Consider the following 15,655-nt stretch of genomic DNA (forward strand, 5'->3'; position numbering starts at 1 on the left):
GCGCGGCAGGCAGGACGCGTGCAAGCGGCAACTCAGGCATGTGGTATTGTCCTTGTCGCATTTCGATGCAACCAAAATAAATCCAATTGCCCTTTTTCGTTCATTTGGTATTGTTTCGGCATGATCGCGATACAGGATGAGAGCCGCGCCACGCTGATGGCGCGCGAGGCGGCGGAAGCGCCGGAACGCTGCGCGGTGCAGATTGCGCGCAATGCCGATCTGATGCGGGAGGCCGGGGCGCGGCTGCGCGCGCTGGCGCCGCCCTTTGCCGCGACGCTGGCGCGGGGGAGTTCAGACCAGGCCGCGGCCTTTGCCAAGGTTCTGCTGGAAACGCGGGCGGGGATGCCGACATTGAGCCATGCGCCATCGATCGGATCGCTGTACAAGGCGACGTCGCCGCGTTTCAAGGGCGTGCCGCTGATTGCCATTTCGCAGTCGGGGCGCAGCCCGGACCTGATCGCCGCAGCAGCGGATGCGCAGCGACAGGGCGCGCTGGTGGTCGCGATCGTCAATGACGCCGCGTCGCCGCTGGCGGAGATGGCGGATATCTGCATTCCCATCCATGCCGGGCCGGAAATGAGCGTGGCGGCGACCAAGAGCTTTATCGGCACGCTGGTCGCGCTGGCGCATCTGGTGGCGGAATGGAGCGAGGATGCAGAGTTGCTGGATGCATTGCCATCAATCGGCGATGTGCTGGAGGCGGCGGCTGCGGCCGACTGGACCGGTGCAGTGTCGTTGCTGCGCGATGCGGGCAATATGTTGGTGCTGGGGCGGGGCCTGACCCTGCCGATCGCGGGGGAGGCGGCGCTGAAGTTCAAGGAGACGTCGAGCCTGCATGCCGAAGCCTTCAGCATTGCCGAGGTGGCGCATGGGCCGATGACGCTGGTCGGCGAAGGCGATCCGGTGCTGGCGCTGGGGCCGATCGATGAAGCGCGCACGGGCCTGCGCGCACGGCTGGAGGATTTCCGGGCGCGTGGCGCGCAGGTGATCGCGGCGGGCCATCCTGACGATGTCGCGGCGGCGACTCTGGCGTTGCCAGGGCAGTGGGATGTGCATCCGGTGCTGGGCGCGATCGCACAGATCCAGAGCTTCTATGGCCTCGCCAATGCGCTGTCGCTGGCGCGCGGGCGCAATCCCGATGCGCCGCCGCATCTGGCCAAGGTGACGCGGACGCTATGAGCGTGCAAGCGCTTGTCGGTGCGGCGATCGTGCGGCCGGACGGGATCGTGGACGATGGCGCGCTGCTGATCGAGGGCGGACGCATCGTTGGGATCGTGGGGCGCGATGCTGTGCCCGATGGGTGCGAGACGGTAGCGCTGGAGGGCGGATGGCTGCTGCCCGGCTTCATCGACACGCAGGTCAATGGCGGCGGCGATGTGCTGTTCAACGATCGGCCCGATGTGGATGGGATCAGCGCGATTGCGCACGCGCATCGTCGGTTCGGCACGACCGGCCTGCTGCCCACATTGATCAGCGATGATGCCGATGTGGTCGATGCGGCGATCGCGGCTGGAGAGGCGGCGCTGGCGCAGGGCGTGCCCGGCGTGCTGGGTGTGCATATCGAAGGGCCGCATCTCAACCCCGTGAAGAAGGGTATTCATGATGCCGCCAAATTCACCACCATCGATCCGCAGGTGCTGGCGCGGCTGACGCGGCCGACCGCCGGGCGGCGGATCGTGACGCTGGCGCCGGAGCTGGCGCCGCCGGGCGCGATCCGGGCGTTGCATGATGCGGGGGTGTTGGTCGCGGCGGGGCATAGCCTGGCCGATTATGACCAGACGCTTGCGGCGCTGCGCGAAGGCTTGACCGGCTTCACCCATTTGTTCAATGCGATGACGCAGATGGGAAGCAGGGTGCCAGGCATGGTCGCCGCCGCATTGCTGGATCGGGGCAGCCATTTCGGGCTCATCGTCGACGGGCTGCATGTCCACCCCGCCGCCCTGCGCGTGGCGGTGGCGGCGCGGGGGCTGGACGGCGCGATGCTGGTGACGGACGCGATGCCGCCGGTTGGGGGACAGAAGGACAGTTTCACCCTGATGGGCCAGCCTATCCATGTGGTGGATGGAACCTGTCGCGGGCCGGACGGGACATTGGCGGGATCGGCGCTGAGCATGGCGCAGGCTTTCCGCAATGCGATGGACATGATGGGCTGCTCCATGGTCGAGGCGTCGCGCATGGCGAGCGGCAATCCGGCGCGCTTTTTGCGGCTGGACGATCAGACGGGAGCGATCGCATCGGGCTTGCGTGCGGATCTGGTGCATCTGGACAGCGACCGGCGGGTGCGGCGGACCTGGATCGGCGGGCAGATGGAGGAGCGCGGCGAATGACCGACCTGCTGCCCCGTCTGCGCACGATCGTCGGGCCGAGTCATGTACTGACGGGCGCACAGGCGACCGCGCGCTATCGCCATGGCTATCGCACCGGATCGGGCGCGGCGCTGGCGGTGGTGCGGCCGGGCAGTCTGGTCGAGCAATGGCGCGTGGTGCAAGCCTGCGTCGCGGCGGACGTGTCGATCATCATGCAGGCGTCCAACACCGGGCTGACCGGCGGGTCGACGCCTGACGGCGACGATTATCCAGGCGGCTGCGTGATCATCAGCACGACGCGGATCGACGGGCTGCATTTGATCCGCGATGGCGCGCAGGTCATATGCCTGCCCGGCACGACGCTTTATGCGCTGGAAAAGGCGCTGGCGCCGCTGGGGCGGGAGCCGCATTCGGTGATCGGTTCCTCCTGCTTCGGCGCGTCGGTGGTGGGCGGCGTGTGCAATAATTCGGGCGGGTCGCTGGTGCAGCGCGGGCCGGCCTATACGCAGCTCAGCCTCTATGCGCAGGTCGGCGCGGACGGAGCGGTGCGGCTGGTCAATCATCTTGGCGTGGCGCTGGGCGATGATCCCGAAGAGATGTTGCGGCGGCTGGAGAGCGGGGATTTTCGGCCGGACGATGTCGATGCGGCGGCGGACCGCCGGGCGCATGACCATGACTATGCCGGCCATGTGCGCGATATCGACAGCGCGACGCCCGCCCGCTTCAACGCCGACAGAAGATGCCTGTATGAAGCGGCGGGCAGTGCGGGCAAGATGATCGTCTTTGCGGTGCGGCTGGACAGTTTCGTGAAGGAGGAAGGAGCCACCACCTTCTATATAGGGACCAATGATTCCGCACAGTTGACCGCGATCCGGCGCGCCATATTGGGTGGGTTCAGCCATCTGCCGGTGGCGGGCGAATATATGCACCGGGATGCATTCGATATTGCCGATCGCTATGGCAAGGACATGTTCGTCGCGATCGAGCGGCTGGGGACGGATCGGCTGCCCCGGCTGTTCGCGTTGAAATCACGGGTCGATGCGCTGCCCTTTGTCGGGGCGGGTTTCAGCGACCGGATGATGCAGCGGATCGGCCGGTTGTTGCCCGATCATCTGCCGCCTGAGATGCGCGCCTATCATAATCGCTTTGAGCATCATCTGCTGCTCAAGATGCCGCTGGCGGTGGTGGAAGAGACGCGCGCTTTGCTTTCCGGCCTGTTCGCCGCCGGGGAGGGCGACTATTTCAAGTGCAGCCCGGCGCTGGCGGCCAAGGCTTTCCTGCACCGTTTCGTGGCGGCGGGGGCAGCGGTGCGCTATCGCGCGGTGCATAAGGACGACGTCGAGGATATCGTCCCGCTGGACGTGGCGCTGCCGCGCAATGCGCTGGACTGGCACGAGATATTGCCGCCCGATCTGGCGGCGCAGAGCCTCCACAGCCTCTATTATGGCCATTTTATGTGCCATGTGTTCCATCAGGATTATATCGTGCGCAAGGGCGTGGACCCACTGGCATTCGAGCATCGCATCTGGGCGCTGCTGGACGCGCGCGGGGCGGAATATCCGGCCGAACATAATGTCGGCCATCTCTACAAGGCGAAGGCCGATCTGGCGGACTTCTATCGCCGGATCGATCCGCGCAACCAGTGCAATCCGGGCATCGGCCAGACGGCGCGGGCGCGCCATTGGGGCGCGCCGCAACAGGAGGCGCAACGATGAGCTATTTTCTGGGCATCGATGCGGGGGGCAGCAATTGCCGCGCGCGGCTGATCGACGGCGACGGCACGGTGATCGGCACGGGGCAGGGCGGGACGGCCAATGCCCGGATCGGGCTGGAGCCGCTCTATGCGACATTGCGCGCCGTGTCGGATCAGGCGATCGGAGAGGCGGGGCTGTCGCCGGCGCAGGTCGGAACGATCCGTGCGGGCATGGGCATTGCCGGCATTTCGCGGCCCGGCGTGCGCGATGCCTTGCAGGACTTCGCCTTTCCTTTCGCTTCGGTGGCATATGAAACGGACGCCTTCATCGCCAATCTGGGCGCGCATGGCGGCGCGGACGGGGCGATCCTGATATTGGGCACGGGCAGCATCGCGCAGGTGCGGGCGGGCGGCCGGGACTTCACCATCGGCGGTTATGGCTTTCCCATTTCCGATGAAGGCAGCGGCGCGGCGCTGGGCCTGAGCGCGATGCGTCATGCGCTGCGCGCGCTGGACGGGCGGTCGCAGGCAACGCCATTGAGCCGCGCGGTGACGGAGCGGTTCGACCATGACACGGCGCAGGCGATCGGCTGGATGGATAAGGCCAGCCCCAAGGAGTATGGCAGCTTTGCGCCGCTGGTGATGGACTATGCGGAGGCGGACGACGCCATCGCCCGGTCGATCGTCGAGGATGCGGTCCAGCATATCGAGCGCTTCATCGAGACGATCTTCGAACGGGGGGCGAGCCGCTGCACTTTGGTCGGCGGGCTGGCGGAGCGGATGCAGCCCTGGCTGCGGGCGCGGACGGTGGCGCGATTGAGCCCGATGCTAGGCGATCCGCTGGACGGGGCGCTGCTGCTGGCGGGTTATCGCGCTGGTGAAAATGTCATGAGGTCTGTGTAAGTCGTCATTGCGAGCGCAGCGAAGCAATCCATATAGCGCTACGTGGATTGCTTCGCTGCGCTCGCAATGACGGAGAGGAATGACGCAAGGTGCGCAATTATGGCGTGACGGTGACGATCGCGCGGCGATAGCTGGTGAGGGCGGGTTTGCCCTGATCGCGGGCCTCCAGGATGATGTGGAAGCGGGTCGCTTCCTCGACGGCGGGGACGGTGAAGCGGGTGTCGCGCGGATCGCCGCGTTGCAGCTCGACGCGGGGATTGCGGTTGGTCGCTTCGGACTCGCGATATTGCCACCAGTCATAGCTGACGGCGTCGCCATCGGGGTCAACCGATCCGGCGGCGGAGAGGCGGATGACGTCGCCGGGTTTGGCGATCAGTTCGACTGGGGCGTTCCCTGCGACACCGTTCAGGACCAGTCGGGGCGGGTGATTGGCGCCCTTGTAGCTGGACTGGAGCGACCATAGGATGCGGGCGGCAAAGTCGTTTTGGAAGGCGTCGCGCCAACGCCAGATGGTCGCCTTGTTGCTTTGATGGGTGCGGCCGTCGGCCCCGGTGACGAGATCGCTGGTGTCGGTCCAGATACCGTCCCATTCCGAAATCTTGCCATAGCGGCCGCCCCAGCTGCCATAATCGGGATGCTCCGGATGGCCCAGGCCATTGGGGACCAGATAGAGGAAGCTGGGCGTGTCGCCTTCCATGATAAATTCATAATTGGGATAGAGCGATCCGAGCGGACCGATCTGGATATTCTCGCGCAGCCATTCCTTGGAAACGGTCGTGAAGTCCGGCCCGTCGAAATAATACATGCGGTCGCCGGATATGCCGCCCCAGGTCGATAGGTTGTAATGGCGATGCGCGGTCAGACTGACGATCCAGAAGAGATCGGGGAAATAGCGACGGACCCAGGGGCCGGCATTGTCCTGATCGGAGATGGAATAGACGCGCAATTTGCTGACGAATTTGGCGAGCTGTTCGGGTGAGCGGGTTTCGCGGACGGTCCAAAGCGCCTGCGCCAGATCGACCGCGCCACCCCAGACGGTGATCCAGACGGGCCGGGGGTCGGGCCGGTCGACGGCGGCGATGATCGCCTGCGATCCCGGCGTGTCCTTGCCCGCGCCGACTCCTGCCATGCCATATTCGGGGCGGCCGGGCTTTACTGCGGCGCGCAGGGTGTCGGCGCTGGGCCAGCCATCGGCGTGGGTTTTTAGGTTCGGCAGTATCTGCGCATAGGCGTCTATCCGGCGCAGGATTTGTTCGGGGTGGACGCTGTCCTTGAGGTGCCGCGAGGTGGAGGGGACCAGCGCCTCTATGTCGAAATCATTGGCATAGAGAAGGAAGCGGACCATCGACTCCATGTCGTCGGGGTCCGACCCGATATCGGTCAGCACGATGACGCGGGATTTTGGCAGGTCGCTGCCTTTGTCCGGTGCCGCCTGCGCGGGCGTCATCGCCAAGGCCATGGCGCACAGGGCGGAGGCCCAGAGGCATTTCATCAGGGATCGTCCTTGCGAGGAAAAGAGCGGGGCATCGCTGCCCCGCCCGTCAGGATCAGAAGCGGACGCGCACGCCGCCGGAGAGGCGTCGGCCGGTCTGGCGATATTCCTTCGTCCGGTCCGGGCTGACCGAATAGATGAATTCCTTCGCATTATTGAGGTTGATCGCGTCGGCGAAGATGGTGAAGTTCGGCGTCACCTCATAGGAGAGGCCGGCGTCGAGCTGGCCATAGGCGTCGAAATACTCCGCATCGCCATTGCGCCCCACTGCCACTTGCAGGAACTTGTCGCGCCAAGTGTAGGCCAGGCGAGCCTGCACGCCATATTTCTCGTAGAAACCGACGAGGCTGTAGCTGTATTTGGACAATCCTTCCAAACCGTAGGAAACATTGGTGACAGCATTGGTGTAGTTGGCGTTGGACTCGGTGTAGTTGAAGCTGGTCTGCACGCCAAGGCCATCGAACGGGGCGGGCAGGCCGGAAAAGGCCTGACGATAGCCGACTTCGAAGCCCTTGACCGTCGCGCCCTTGCCATTGCCCGGCACCGTCACCTGGAACAACACCTGATCGACCTTCTGGGGTGTGGTGAAGAGCGCAACGAAAGAGTCGATTTTCTTATAGAAGGCGGCGAAGGACAGGAGCGAAGAGTCGGCGAAATACCATTCGGCACCAGCCTCGATCTGCTTGGCCCGGAAGGGCTGTAGGTTCGGGTTGCCCCGGCTAATTGTCTCATTGCCCGGATTGGTCTGGATCGACTGGCGGGGCGACAGGTCGGTCAGGGTCGGACGAGTCATCACCTTCGACGCGGACAGGCGCAGGATCAAATCCTCGGCTGCCTCCAGTTTGATATTCAACGATGGCAGCCAGTCATCATATTTGCCGCGGAAGCTGATGGGAACCACCCCAGATACGACGATGTCGTTCTGTCCGGTGGGATTGCCGTTGGCGTCGACACGCGGCTTGGCGCTCAATATCGTGCGGGATGCACCCGACGAGGTGTAATCCGTATTTTCGTAGCGCAGACCGGCGTTGATGGTCAGCGGCATCGACCCCAGCATGGTTTCGAAATTGGCCATGACATAGGCGATCTTCACCTTCTCATCGATCACAGAGGAGGCGGAGGGCGAGAAGACGGCGGGGTTGAACGCTTTGCCATCTTCGGTCGCATATTGATCGATCACGCTCACCAGTTGCTGCGGGCTGTAGATCACCCAGTCGCGGATGATGTTGTCGGGGCCGCCGCCCTGGAAGAAATTGCGATTGGTCGGGCTGAACAGCGAAGTGGGCAGCAACCGGTCGGAACCGCAATAGGCGCATTGTTCGCCAAAGGGCATTTCGTCGGCGGTCAGCGTCTTCTTGCGATTGGCGATCATACCGCCGGTGAAGAGGGTGAGGTTGGACGTCGCCTTCCATTCGGTATCGGCGCGATATTCGCCGATCTTGTCATCGACGTCGGTCCCGCCACCCCAGATATAATAGTGCGCGGTGATGCCCTGCGGGTTGGTCGCGGCATTGGGGTAATTGGGGCTGGTGAAACCATAATCGTAGATTGGGCTGTCGCCCCTCCGATCATACCACAGGTCGATATTTTTGCGGCGGATAGTGGTGAAGAGATTATTCTCCTTGCCGCGCCGTTCCGCCTTGGACCGGGAGGCGTCCAGCTTCAGTTTGAAATTGTCGGACGGCTTCCATTCGACATTGGCGCCGAACTGGTTGGTCATGACGTTGCGCTGGTCATATTGCAGGATCTGGTCGACGAAGCCGCCCTGTATCCTTTGATATTCGACTGCGCCTCCGGTCTGTACGCCGTTGACGACGCTGCCGCCCTTGACGATCTGTTCAACGACTTTGCCGCCGGAGAAATCATAGGCGAGGCCGGTTTGCTGTTCGGTGAATTTCGCTTTCGAATAGAGGCCGTCCAGCGATACTGTCAGCGTATCGGTGGGTCGAACCTGTAAGGATCCCGAGAAGCCATAACGCTTCAGATCTCGTTCGAAGAAGAAGGGCGACAAGTTCGATGGCATGTCGACCTGTGTGAACGGCGTTACGTCAGGCCCAACACGGTTGAAGAAATATTCGTTCGCGTTGCGGCCTTCCTCGGGATCGGCAGCCAGGCTGCCGCGCTTCACATGGCCCGCGCCGATGGTGAATTCGTCGTTACGGGTTTGCCGCCGCGTGTAAACGCCCGACAGCGACAGGCCGATGGTGCGGTCGGCATTGCGCCAGGAGGCGACGCCGGACACTTCAGGATTGAACTTGTCGGCGATTTCCGCCCACATCTGTCCGGCCGACGCGCTGAAGGCGAATTGCTCCTTCTGGTCGATGGGGCGCAGCGTGTGGACGTCCACGGTCGCGCCGATCGATGCGCCGTTCAGATTGGCCTGGGGCGATTTGAAGACGTCGGCGCCGGCGATGATTTCGGACGGCAGCACGTCGAAGGAGAATTCGCGGCCATTATTGTCGGTGGCGAGCGTACGGCCATTGACGGTGACGGCGTTGAATTTCGGGCCGAAGCCGCGGACGGTGATGTAGCGGCCCTCGCCGCGGTTGCGTTCGATGGTGACGCCGGCGACGCGCTGAAGCGATTCAGCGACATTCTGGTCGGGCAGCTTGCCCAGATCCTCCGCCACGATCGAGTCGACCACGCCGACCGATTCCCGCTTGATGTCGATAGAGGCTTTCTGGCTGGCGCGGATGCCGGTGACGATGATGTCTTCCGTTGTCGATTCCGCATTTTGCGGCGCGGATGCATCCTGCGCCAGGGCCGCGCCGCCGATCGTCAGCGCCAGACCGGACGCCGCCATCATGCTCGCAAGATGGACCTTACCCACCTTCCTCATAACCACTCTCCCTCTATTTATTGCCGGTGTTTATGGCGCAACACTGCGCATATGTCAAATGATGTAATACATAATATGAATTAGCGGACGGCGCGGATCGGCAGCACGCACAGCGCCGATCCGAAGACGAACAGCAGCGCCGCGATGAAGATGGCGCGATAGTCATTGTCGAACAGGCCGAGCAGGATAGCGGCCATGACCGGGCTGATAATCTGGGGAATATTGACCGCCGTGGTCAGCACGCCCAGATCCTTGCCCTCGTCCCCCAGCGCGCTTTGGGGCAGCACCTGCGTCATCAGCGCCATGTCGATCGACATGAACATGCCATATCCGATGCCGATCACCCCGGCATAGACCCACATGCCGGTCATGGAAGGCGCCAGCAGCGGGGCGCTCATCGCGATACCCATGATCAGGCTGCCCAGAATGACGAAGGGTTTGCGCCGCTGCCAACGATCCGACAGCCAGCCGGAAATCAGCGAGGAGGCGACGAGGCAGACCAGGGTCAGCAGCGCCATATTGGCGATGGCGATGTTCGATGCGGCGTCGGCCAGGCCGATATAGTCGCGCAATATGTAGAGCAGATAGGCGGCGACCGCTTGATAGCCCATATAGATGGTGAAGCGGCTGGCGAAGGCCCAGGCGAAATCGGGATGGGCGCGCGGGCTGATCCAGAAGCTTTTGAAGAAGCTGCCCCATTGCATCGGCCGATGCGGCAGGGCGTCGCTGGGCGGTTCGCGGTTGAGCGCCACGAAGGCCACGCAGGAAGCGGCGATGGCGCCAGCGAACAGGCCATAGGCCAGCACGCGCTCGCCAGCCAGATAGCCCGCGACCACCGTTCCCGCCGTCAGACCGGCGGTCATGCCCGCGCCGACGATGCCCGATATGCCGCCGCGCGTTTCCGGGGCGAAGCGATCGGCGATCAGCGTCGTCATCGCCGGTTGCATGGCATTATAGGCGATCGCCGCCATCACCCACAGGATCATCAGCGACCAGAAGCTGGTCATCCATGACACGCCGAACAGGCAGAGCGAGCCGACCAGCGAGGCGATGGCGATCCATGGCGCGCGGCGGCCCCAGCGGCTGCGGGTGCGGTCCGACAGGGCGCCGGCGATCGGCGTCGCCAGCGTCGAGAAGATCGACGTGATGGCAAAGAGCAGCGCGAGATTATTTTCCTTCGCGCCCGGTGAAAGTTCGGCGATCTGGTTGGGCAGCAACACGCCCAGCACGCCGCTGTAGAGCGCCATCAGCAGGAAGAAATTGACCATCAGCGACAGTTGCAGCCGGACGCGCGCCGGGCCTGTCACCCATTGGGGCGAGGCGGTGTCGGTGGATGTGACGGCGCCGTGCATCAGTGGGTCGCCCGGCCCTGTGGCACCAGACGCAGGCCCGCGTCTCGGGGGCGGCGGTGCGGGCCGCCGCGCACGTTCCAGCCATTGCCGGCCACGCTCTGCGCAATGGCGGCTTCATCGACCAATATGCCGAGGCCCGGACGGTCGCCCAGGATGATGCCGCCATCGGCAATCTGCTGATCGACGTCGAGGCCGGTGGGGAAGCGGAAATCCTGCACCTCTATGCCGATCATGTTGGGCACGGCCGCAGCGGCATGGGCCACCGGATTGGCATTATAGGCGACCGGCGAGACGGGCAGGCCGCGCGCATGGGCGGCCATGGCGACACGTTGGAAATGGGTGATGCCCCAGACGCTGCCGGTCTGGACGATGTCCACGGCGCCGGCGTCCAGCAGGGGCATATATTGTTCCAGTCCGGTGAGGTTCTCGCCGGTGGCGACGGCGGCCTTGGCCGCGCGGGAAATGGCGGCATGGCCTGCCGCGTCCCAGCGGCGCACCGGCTCCTCGATCCAGGTCAGGTCGATCCGCTTTTCGATTTCGGCGAGATGGCGGATCGCCTGTTTGCAATTCCACGCTTCGTTGACGTCGAGCATCAGCGCGGGGCGACTGCTGTTGCGCGACAATATGGCGCGCACCGTTTCCAGCCGGGCGATGTCGCGATCGAGATCGCGGCCGCCCTTGATCTTGGCGGCGGTGAAGCCGCGATCGGCCCAGTCGCCATAATGGGCGGCGAAGGCGTCGTCATCCAGACCATAGCAGAGGCCCGAAGCATAGCCGGGGACGAAGCGATCGCCCGCACCCAATGTGCGCCACAGAGGCTCGTCGGCCATCTTGGCCTTCAGATCCCACAGCGCCATGTCGATCGCGGCGATCGTGCCGAAGGTGGCGCCGGCATGGCCGCTCTTGAACACATGGGCCAGCATCGCGTCATAGAGGGTCGATACGGCGCGGGGGTCCGCCCCCTCGACCGCCGGGAACAGCCGGTCGATCTCGCCATGCTGGCCCAGGCCCACGCCGGTCAGGCCGCCATCGGTTTCCAGCAACAGCAAGGGCACTTCGGTAATGCCGGACTGGACGACGCCATTCACGTCGCCCACGGGGCGCTGCCAGTCATGATAGGCGGTAAGGCTGCGATAGCCTGTGATCTTCATTGTATGTCCTCTACCCTCCGGTCCAGCCGGCCACGAGTCATATTATGTATTATCTATCTCGTTTGACAAGTCTTGACGACACTTGTCAATCGGGTCCACCGTCGAAAAGAGCGTCGTGCAGGGCGCGAGCATGAGAAAAGGCGTAAAAAACATGCAGGATGGAGTGGCCGGCGGGGGCCCGGCAGCGACGCAAAGGGTCAGGCGGCGTCCGCGACTGGCGGAAGCGGTGGTCGAGGATCTGGTCAATGCGATCGTCACCGAAATGTATCCGGCGGGGACTGCGCTGCCGCCGGAAAATATGCTGTGCGACCTGTATGGCGTCAGCCGGACGGTGGTGCGGGAGGCGACGACGGCGCTGACCGAAAAGGGGCTGGTGGTGTCACAGCAGGGGCGCGGGACGATCGTGCGCGATTCGCGCGACTGGAACCTGCTGGACCCGATGATTCTGGCGGCCCTGTTCCGGCGCGAAGATGGCTTGTCCTATCTCGACAATCTGTCGGAAATCCGATCCTCCCTGGAAGCGTCGATGGCGGCCAAGGCGGCGAAGAAGGCGACGCCCGAAAGCGTGGCGGAGCTATCCGCGCAGATCGGCAAGCTGGAAGCGCTGGTCGAGATGCCGGCCGCCTATGTGCATGAGGATGTCCATTTCCACGATATCATCATGCGCATGTCGGGCGACCGGCTGAGCAAGGCGATCATCGACGGCATTCAGGGCAAGGCGCTCAACACCCATGGCTATGCCGGCAAGCTGAGCGTGGCGCATGTGCGCGACACCCATGCCGCGCATCGGCGCATCCACGACGCGATCGTGGCGGGCGACCCCGACGGAGCCGCGCGTGCGATGCGCGAGCATATCGAATCATCCTGGGCCAAGCGGCGCGGTTCGCGCGCGGCGACATAGGATGTCGTGGGCTGCCGGTGGGCAGCCCATGATCGGAGACTTATTTCTGCGAGCCGCTGGCGACCAGATCATCGACGTCATGGCTGACGCCGTTCGCCACCACCTTGCGGACCTTGAACGTGTTGGCGATATCTTCGCGTGGATCACCTTCGATCAGGGCGATGTCGGCGAGTTTCCCGGCTTCCAGCGTACCGGCGTCCAGATTGAGCGCCCTGGCCGGATTGACGGTGGCGGTTTGCAGCGCCTGGAACGGCGTGAGGCCGGCATCGACATAGGAGGCGATTTCGGCATGGAGATTGGTCGAGATCATCGTGTCGGTGCCGGCGACCACTAATGCGCCCGCATCATACATCTTCTTCATGCTCAGCAGCATGCCGCCGAACATCGGCTTGATCAGGCCTTCCAGCGGGCTGCGTTCGGTGACCGACTTCTGCGCCCAGACCGGGAACAGCTTGATGCGGGGATCATTCACATAATCGGGGTGCTTGGTCAGATAGCCTGACAGCGCGCCGAACATCGTCGGCGTCAGGGTGCGGCCGCTGCGGCCGAACAGTTGGACGACATCATCATAGGCAATACCCAGCGGGCCTTGTTTGGGCGAATAGCCGCGCCGGCTGGTCGCGCCGACATGTTCGGTGCCGTCGACGCCGGTATAGGCGGCGGGGAAGATTTCATGACCCGACACCGGCACGCCCATCTCGTGCGCCGCTTCCACGATGCGGCGCTGGCCGAAATCGGTCATGCGCACATAGCTTTTGATAAGGTCATATTTGAGCGCCTTGGCCCGCGCCAGTTCGCGCTCCAGATGGGCGGGGCCGGATACCGCGACACCCATCTTATAATAGACGCGCTGCCATTCCAGCAGCGGGCTGGCGGTGTAGAGTCGCGGGCTGACGCGGACGCCCGCTTCGCTCGCCTCGCGATCCTCGATCGCGTCATAGACCATGGTGCCCGGATCGCGGACCGTCGTGATGCCATAGGCCAGCCAGGCCTTTTCCAGATTGGAACCGAAATCCTTCTGAACATGGGCATGATATTCGATCAGGCCGGGAATGGCGGTCAGGTTCGGCGCGTCGATATATTTGGCGGATGCATCGCGTCTGGCCGGATCATGGGCGCGGATTTCGGTGATGCGATTGCCGTCGATCACGATGTCCTTGTCGAGCTGGGTCTCGTCCTTCACCGAATCCACCAGCTTGCCGACATGGATGATGGTGCGACCCGTCGGCTTGGCGAGCGTGTAGTTCAGCGTCAGCGGGACCGGCGTGACGACGCCCGTTTCCAGATTGACGGTCTTCATTCTGTCATCGGACTGGAACAGGATCGTGTTGCTGTCGGCCACCCAGGTGGGGAAGAAGGCGGTGTCGGATGCCAGCGCGCGCGGCGGACCCAGTGGCTTTCCATCCTTGTCCACCGGCCAGACCTTCAGCAGTCCTTCATAGATGCCCGCCATCTTCGTACCGTCGGGCGACCAGACCGGACCGCTGCCACTACGCGTGTCGAGCGACATATTGTCTTCGGGAATTTGCCAGAAGGCCGGGCTGGTGCCGTCGGTCGGGATCACCCAGGCCTGATTGGTGCCTTCGCGGAAACTGCTCGAATATTTGTGGGACAGGCTGATGACGACATATTTGCCGTCCGCCGACCAGCTGGGGCTGCCGGGCTGGCCCAGCGAGGTCTGGAGCCGGGTGATCTTGCCGGTCGCGACGTCGACCATGCATACGCCCGCGACGCCCCATTGCCCGTCAATGTCGAGGAAGGCGATCTTCGTGCCATCGGGTGACCAGGCGGCGCCCAGCGGCTGGGTGTCCATATTGACCAGCTGGCGGTCCTTGCCGGTGGCAAGGTCGCGGATGAACAATTCGGGCAGGCCGCCATTGCGATCGGAGGAATAGGCGATGCTCTTCCCATCGGGCGACCAGGCGGGATCGGCGTCGAGCGCGGCATCCTTGGTCAGGTTTTCCGGCACGCCCCCCTTGGACGATACGATATAGAGGTCGCCGAGCGCGACGAAGGCGATCTGGCTGCCATCGGGCGAGATTTTGGGATGCATGATGCCCAGCGCCTTGCGCGGCGCGGTCGAATCCCAGTCGCGCTTGGCGCGGGTGTAGCTGGGCCGGACGGCTTCCAGCGTCGCGGCGAAGGGGATGGTGGTCGCCTTCGCACCGGTCCGATAATGGAGCTTGCCGTCGGCGGCGTAATAATAGCCGCTCTTGTTCCACGACACGCGGAATGGCGCGACCACTTCGCTGCCGCTCACCGTCTTGCCATCGATCTGAAGATAGGAGCCCTTGGGGTCGGAGGCGACATAGGCGAGTTGGCCGGACGGGCCGTAGGAGGGCGCATCCAGCCGGGTGCCGTCAATCGCCTTGAGCAGGCTTTCCTTGCCATCCGCCAGGCTCGTTTCGAACAGGGAGGCCTTCACCATTCCTTCCTGACTGGAATAGGCGATCTTCACGCCGTCGGGCGACCAGGTCGGCATACGGTCTTCCAGCGGCCCCTTGCTGATCTGTTTCAGCGCGCCGCTGGCAAGGTCGATGGTCCAGATGTCATAATTGCTGCCCGACCGATCCGAGGAGAAGGCGATGGTCTTGCCATCGGGCGAGAAGGTCGGTTCGCGATCGTCATAGGCGCCGTTGGTCAGCTTGCGCATATCGCTGCCGTCTGGCTTGATCGTCCAGAGATCATAGCCGCCGTCGCGATAGGCGAAATAGGCGAGGCGCGATCCGTCCGGCGCCCAGACCGGCTGGCGGGCATCGTTGAAATAATCGGTGATCCGCTTCGCCTTGCCGCCCTTGACCGGGACGATCCACAGGCTGCCCTGTAAATCTATCGCCAGCCATTTGCCGTCGGGCGATATCGACACGGCCATGGACGTGCCTTCATGCACATCGAAGGCGACCGGGGTTTCGCCGCCGGGCGGGGGAAGATTGGCCGGCTGGGCATAGGCGGTTGTTGCGCCTGCGGTCAGAAGGGCGAGGGACAGGAGCTTGATGGCAGATTTCATGATCTTGGAGT

The 15,655-nt window shown here is 63.8% G+C and carries 10 protein-coding genes; 5 read left to right on the plus strand and 5 right to left on the minus strand.

The annotated features are described in order from the left end of the window. Nucleotides 1-120: 120 nt before the first annotated feature. From BMX92_RS09690 to BMX92_RS09705, 4 genes are read left to right on the plus strand one after another with little or no spacing between them, the layout of a single operon-like run. Entirely contained in the window at nucleotides 121-1,179 is a 1,059-nt protein-coding gene (locus BMX92_RS09690) for an SIS domain-containing protein (protein WP_093015691.1), read from the plus strand. Then, complete coding sequence (gene nagA, locus BMX92_RS09695; RefSeq protein ID WP_093015694.1) at nucleotides 1,176-2,327, plus strand: N-acetylglucosamine-6-phosphate deacetylase; 1,152 nt, start codon at nucleotides 1,176-1,178, stop codon at nucleotides 2,325-2,327. Before BMX92_RS09690 ends, nagA begins: the two co-directional genes overlap by 4 nt. Further along, nucleotides 2,324-4,021 (plus strand): D-lactate dehydrogenase, encoded by a 1,698-nt coding sequence (dld, locus tag BMX92_RS09700; RefSeq protein WP_093015697.1) that lies wholly within the window; start codon nucleotides 2,324-2,326, stop codon nucleotides 4,019-4,021. The genes nagA and dld overlap by 4 nt, the downstream gene beginning before the upstream one ends. Continuing rightward, nucleotides 4,018-4,902, plus strand: coding sequence for a BadF/BadG/BcrA/BcrD ATPase family protein (locus BMX92_RS09705; protein WP_093015700.1), 885 nt, complete (start codon nucleotides 4,018-4,020; stop codon nucleotides 4,900-4,902). The genes dld and BMX92_RS09705 overlap by 4 nt, the downstream gene beginning before the upstream one ends. A 97-nt stretch (nucleotides 4,903-4,999) precedes the next feature. Here the strand turns inward: BMX92_RS09705 and BMX92_RS09710 are convergent, their stop codons facing one another. The 4 genes from BMX92_RS09710 to BMX92_RS09725 all read right to left on the minus strand — a co-directional run bounded on the left by BMX92_RS09710 (nucleotide 5,000) and on the right by BMX92_RS09725 (nucleotide 11,736). Further along, entirely contained in the window at nucleotides 5,000-6,394 is a 1,395-nt protein-coding gene (locus tag BMX92_RS09710) for a DUF1593 domain-containing protein (protein WP_093015703.1), read from the minus strand. Between the two features lie 55 nt (nucleotides 6,395-6,449). Beyond that, entirely contained in the window at nucleotides 6,450-9,233 is a 2,784-nt protein-coding gene (locus BMX92_RS09715; protein WP_218145752.1) for a TonB-dependent receptor, read from the minus strand. Nucleotides 9,234-9,313: 80 nt separating this feature from the next. Then, entirely contained in the window at nucleotides 9,314-10,585 is a 1,272-nt protein-coding gene (locus tag BMX92_RS09720) for an MFS transporter (protein ID WP_093015709.1), read from the minus strand. Further along, nucleotides 10,585-11,736, minus strand: a complete 1,152-nt coding sequence (locus tag BMX92_RS09725; RefSeq protein ID WP_093015713.1) for a mandelate racemase/muconate lactonizing enzyme family protein — start codon at nucleotides 11,734-11,736, stop codon at nucleotides 10,585-10,587. The genes BMX92_RS09720 and BMX92_RS09725 overlap by 1 nt, the downstream gene beginning before the upstream one ends. A gap of 151 nt (nucleotides 11,737-11,887) precedes the next feature. Between BMX92_RS09725 and BMX92_RS09730 the strand changes: the two genes are divergently transcribed. Then, nucleotides 11,888-12,637 (plus strand): FadR/GntR family transcriptional regulator, encoded by a 750-nt coding sequence (locus tag BMX92_RS09730; protein ID WP_093015716.1) that lies wholly within the window; start codon nucleotides 11,888-11,890, stop codon nucleotides 12,635-12,637. Nucleotides 12,638-12,677: 40 nt separating this feature from the next. Here BMX92_RS09730 and BMX92_RS09735 read toward each other — a convergent pair whose 3' ends face one another. Next, the gene (locus BMX92_RS09735) at nucleotides 12,678-15,644 is read right to left on the minus strand and encodes an amidohydrolase family protein (protein WP_093015719.1); all 2,967 of its coding nucleotides are present in this window, start codon (nucleotides 15,642-15,644) and stop codon (nucleotides 12,678-12,680) included. Nucleotides 15,645-15,655: the final 11 nt, after the last annotated feature.

It is taken from the genome of Sphingobium sp. YR768 (assembly GCF_900111125.1).
GTDB lineage: Bacteria > Pseudomonadota > Alphaproteobacteria > Sphingomonadales > Sphingomonadaceae > Sphingobium.

Coding starts and splice junctions, on each gene's coding strand:
- BMX92_RS09690 (WP_093015691.1), top strand. CDS start 121: ATGATCGCGATACAGGATGAGAGCCGCGCCACGCTGATGGCGCGCGAG.
- nagA (WP_093015694.1), top strand. CDS start 1,176: ATGAGCGTGCAAGCGCTTGTCGGTGCGGCGATCGTGCGGCCGGACGGG.
- dld (WP_093015697.1), top strand. CDS start 2,324: ATGACCGACCTGCTGCCCCGTCTGCGCACGATCGTCGGGCCGAGTCAT.
- BMX92_RS09705 (WP_093015700.1), top strand. CDS start 4,018: ATGAGCTATTTTCTGGGCATCGATGCGGGGGGCAGCAATTGCCGCGCG.
- BMX92_RS09710 (WP_093015703.1), bottom strand. CDS start 6,394: ATGAAATGCCTCTGGGCCTCCGCCCTGTGCGCCATGGCCTTGGCGATG.
- BMX92_RS09715 (WP_218145752.1), bottom strand. CDS start 9,233: ATGAGGAAGGTGGGTAAGGTCCATCTTGCGAGCATGATGGCGGCGTCC.
- BMX92_RS09720 (WP_093015709.1), bottom strand. CDS start 10,585: ATGCACGGCGCCGTCACATCCACCGACACCGCCTCGCCCCAATGGGTG.
- BMX92_RS09725 (WP_093015713.1), bottom strand. CDS start 11,736: ATGAAGATCACAGGCTATCGCAGCCTTACCGCCTATCATGACTGGCAG.
- BMX92_RS09730 (WP_093015716.1), top strand. CDS start 11,888: ATGCAGGATGGAGTGGCCGGCGGGGGCCCGGCAGCGACGCAAAGGGTC.
- BMX92_RS09735 (WP_093015719.1), bottom strand. CDS start 15,644: ATGAAATCTGCCATCAAGCTCCTGTCCCTCGCCCTTCTGACCGCAGGC.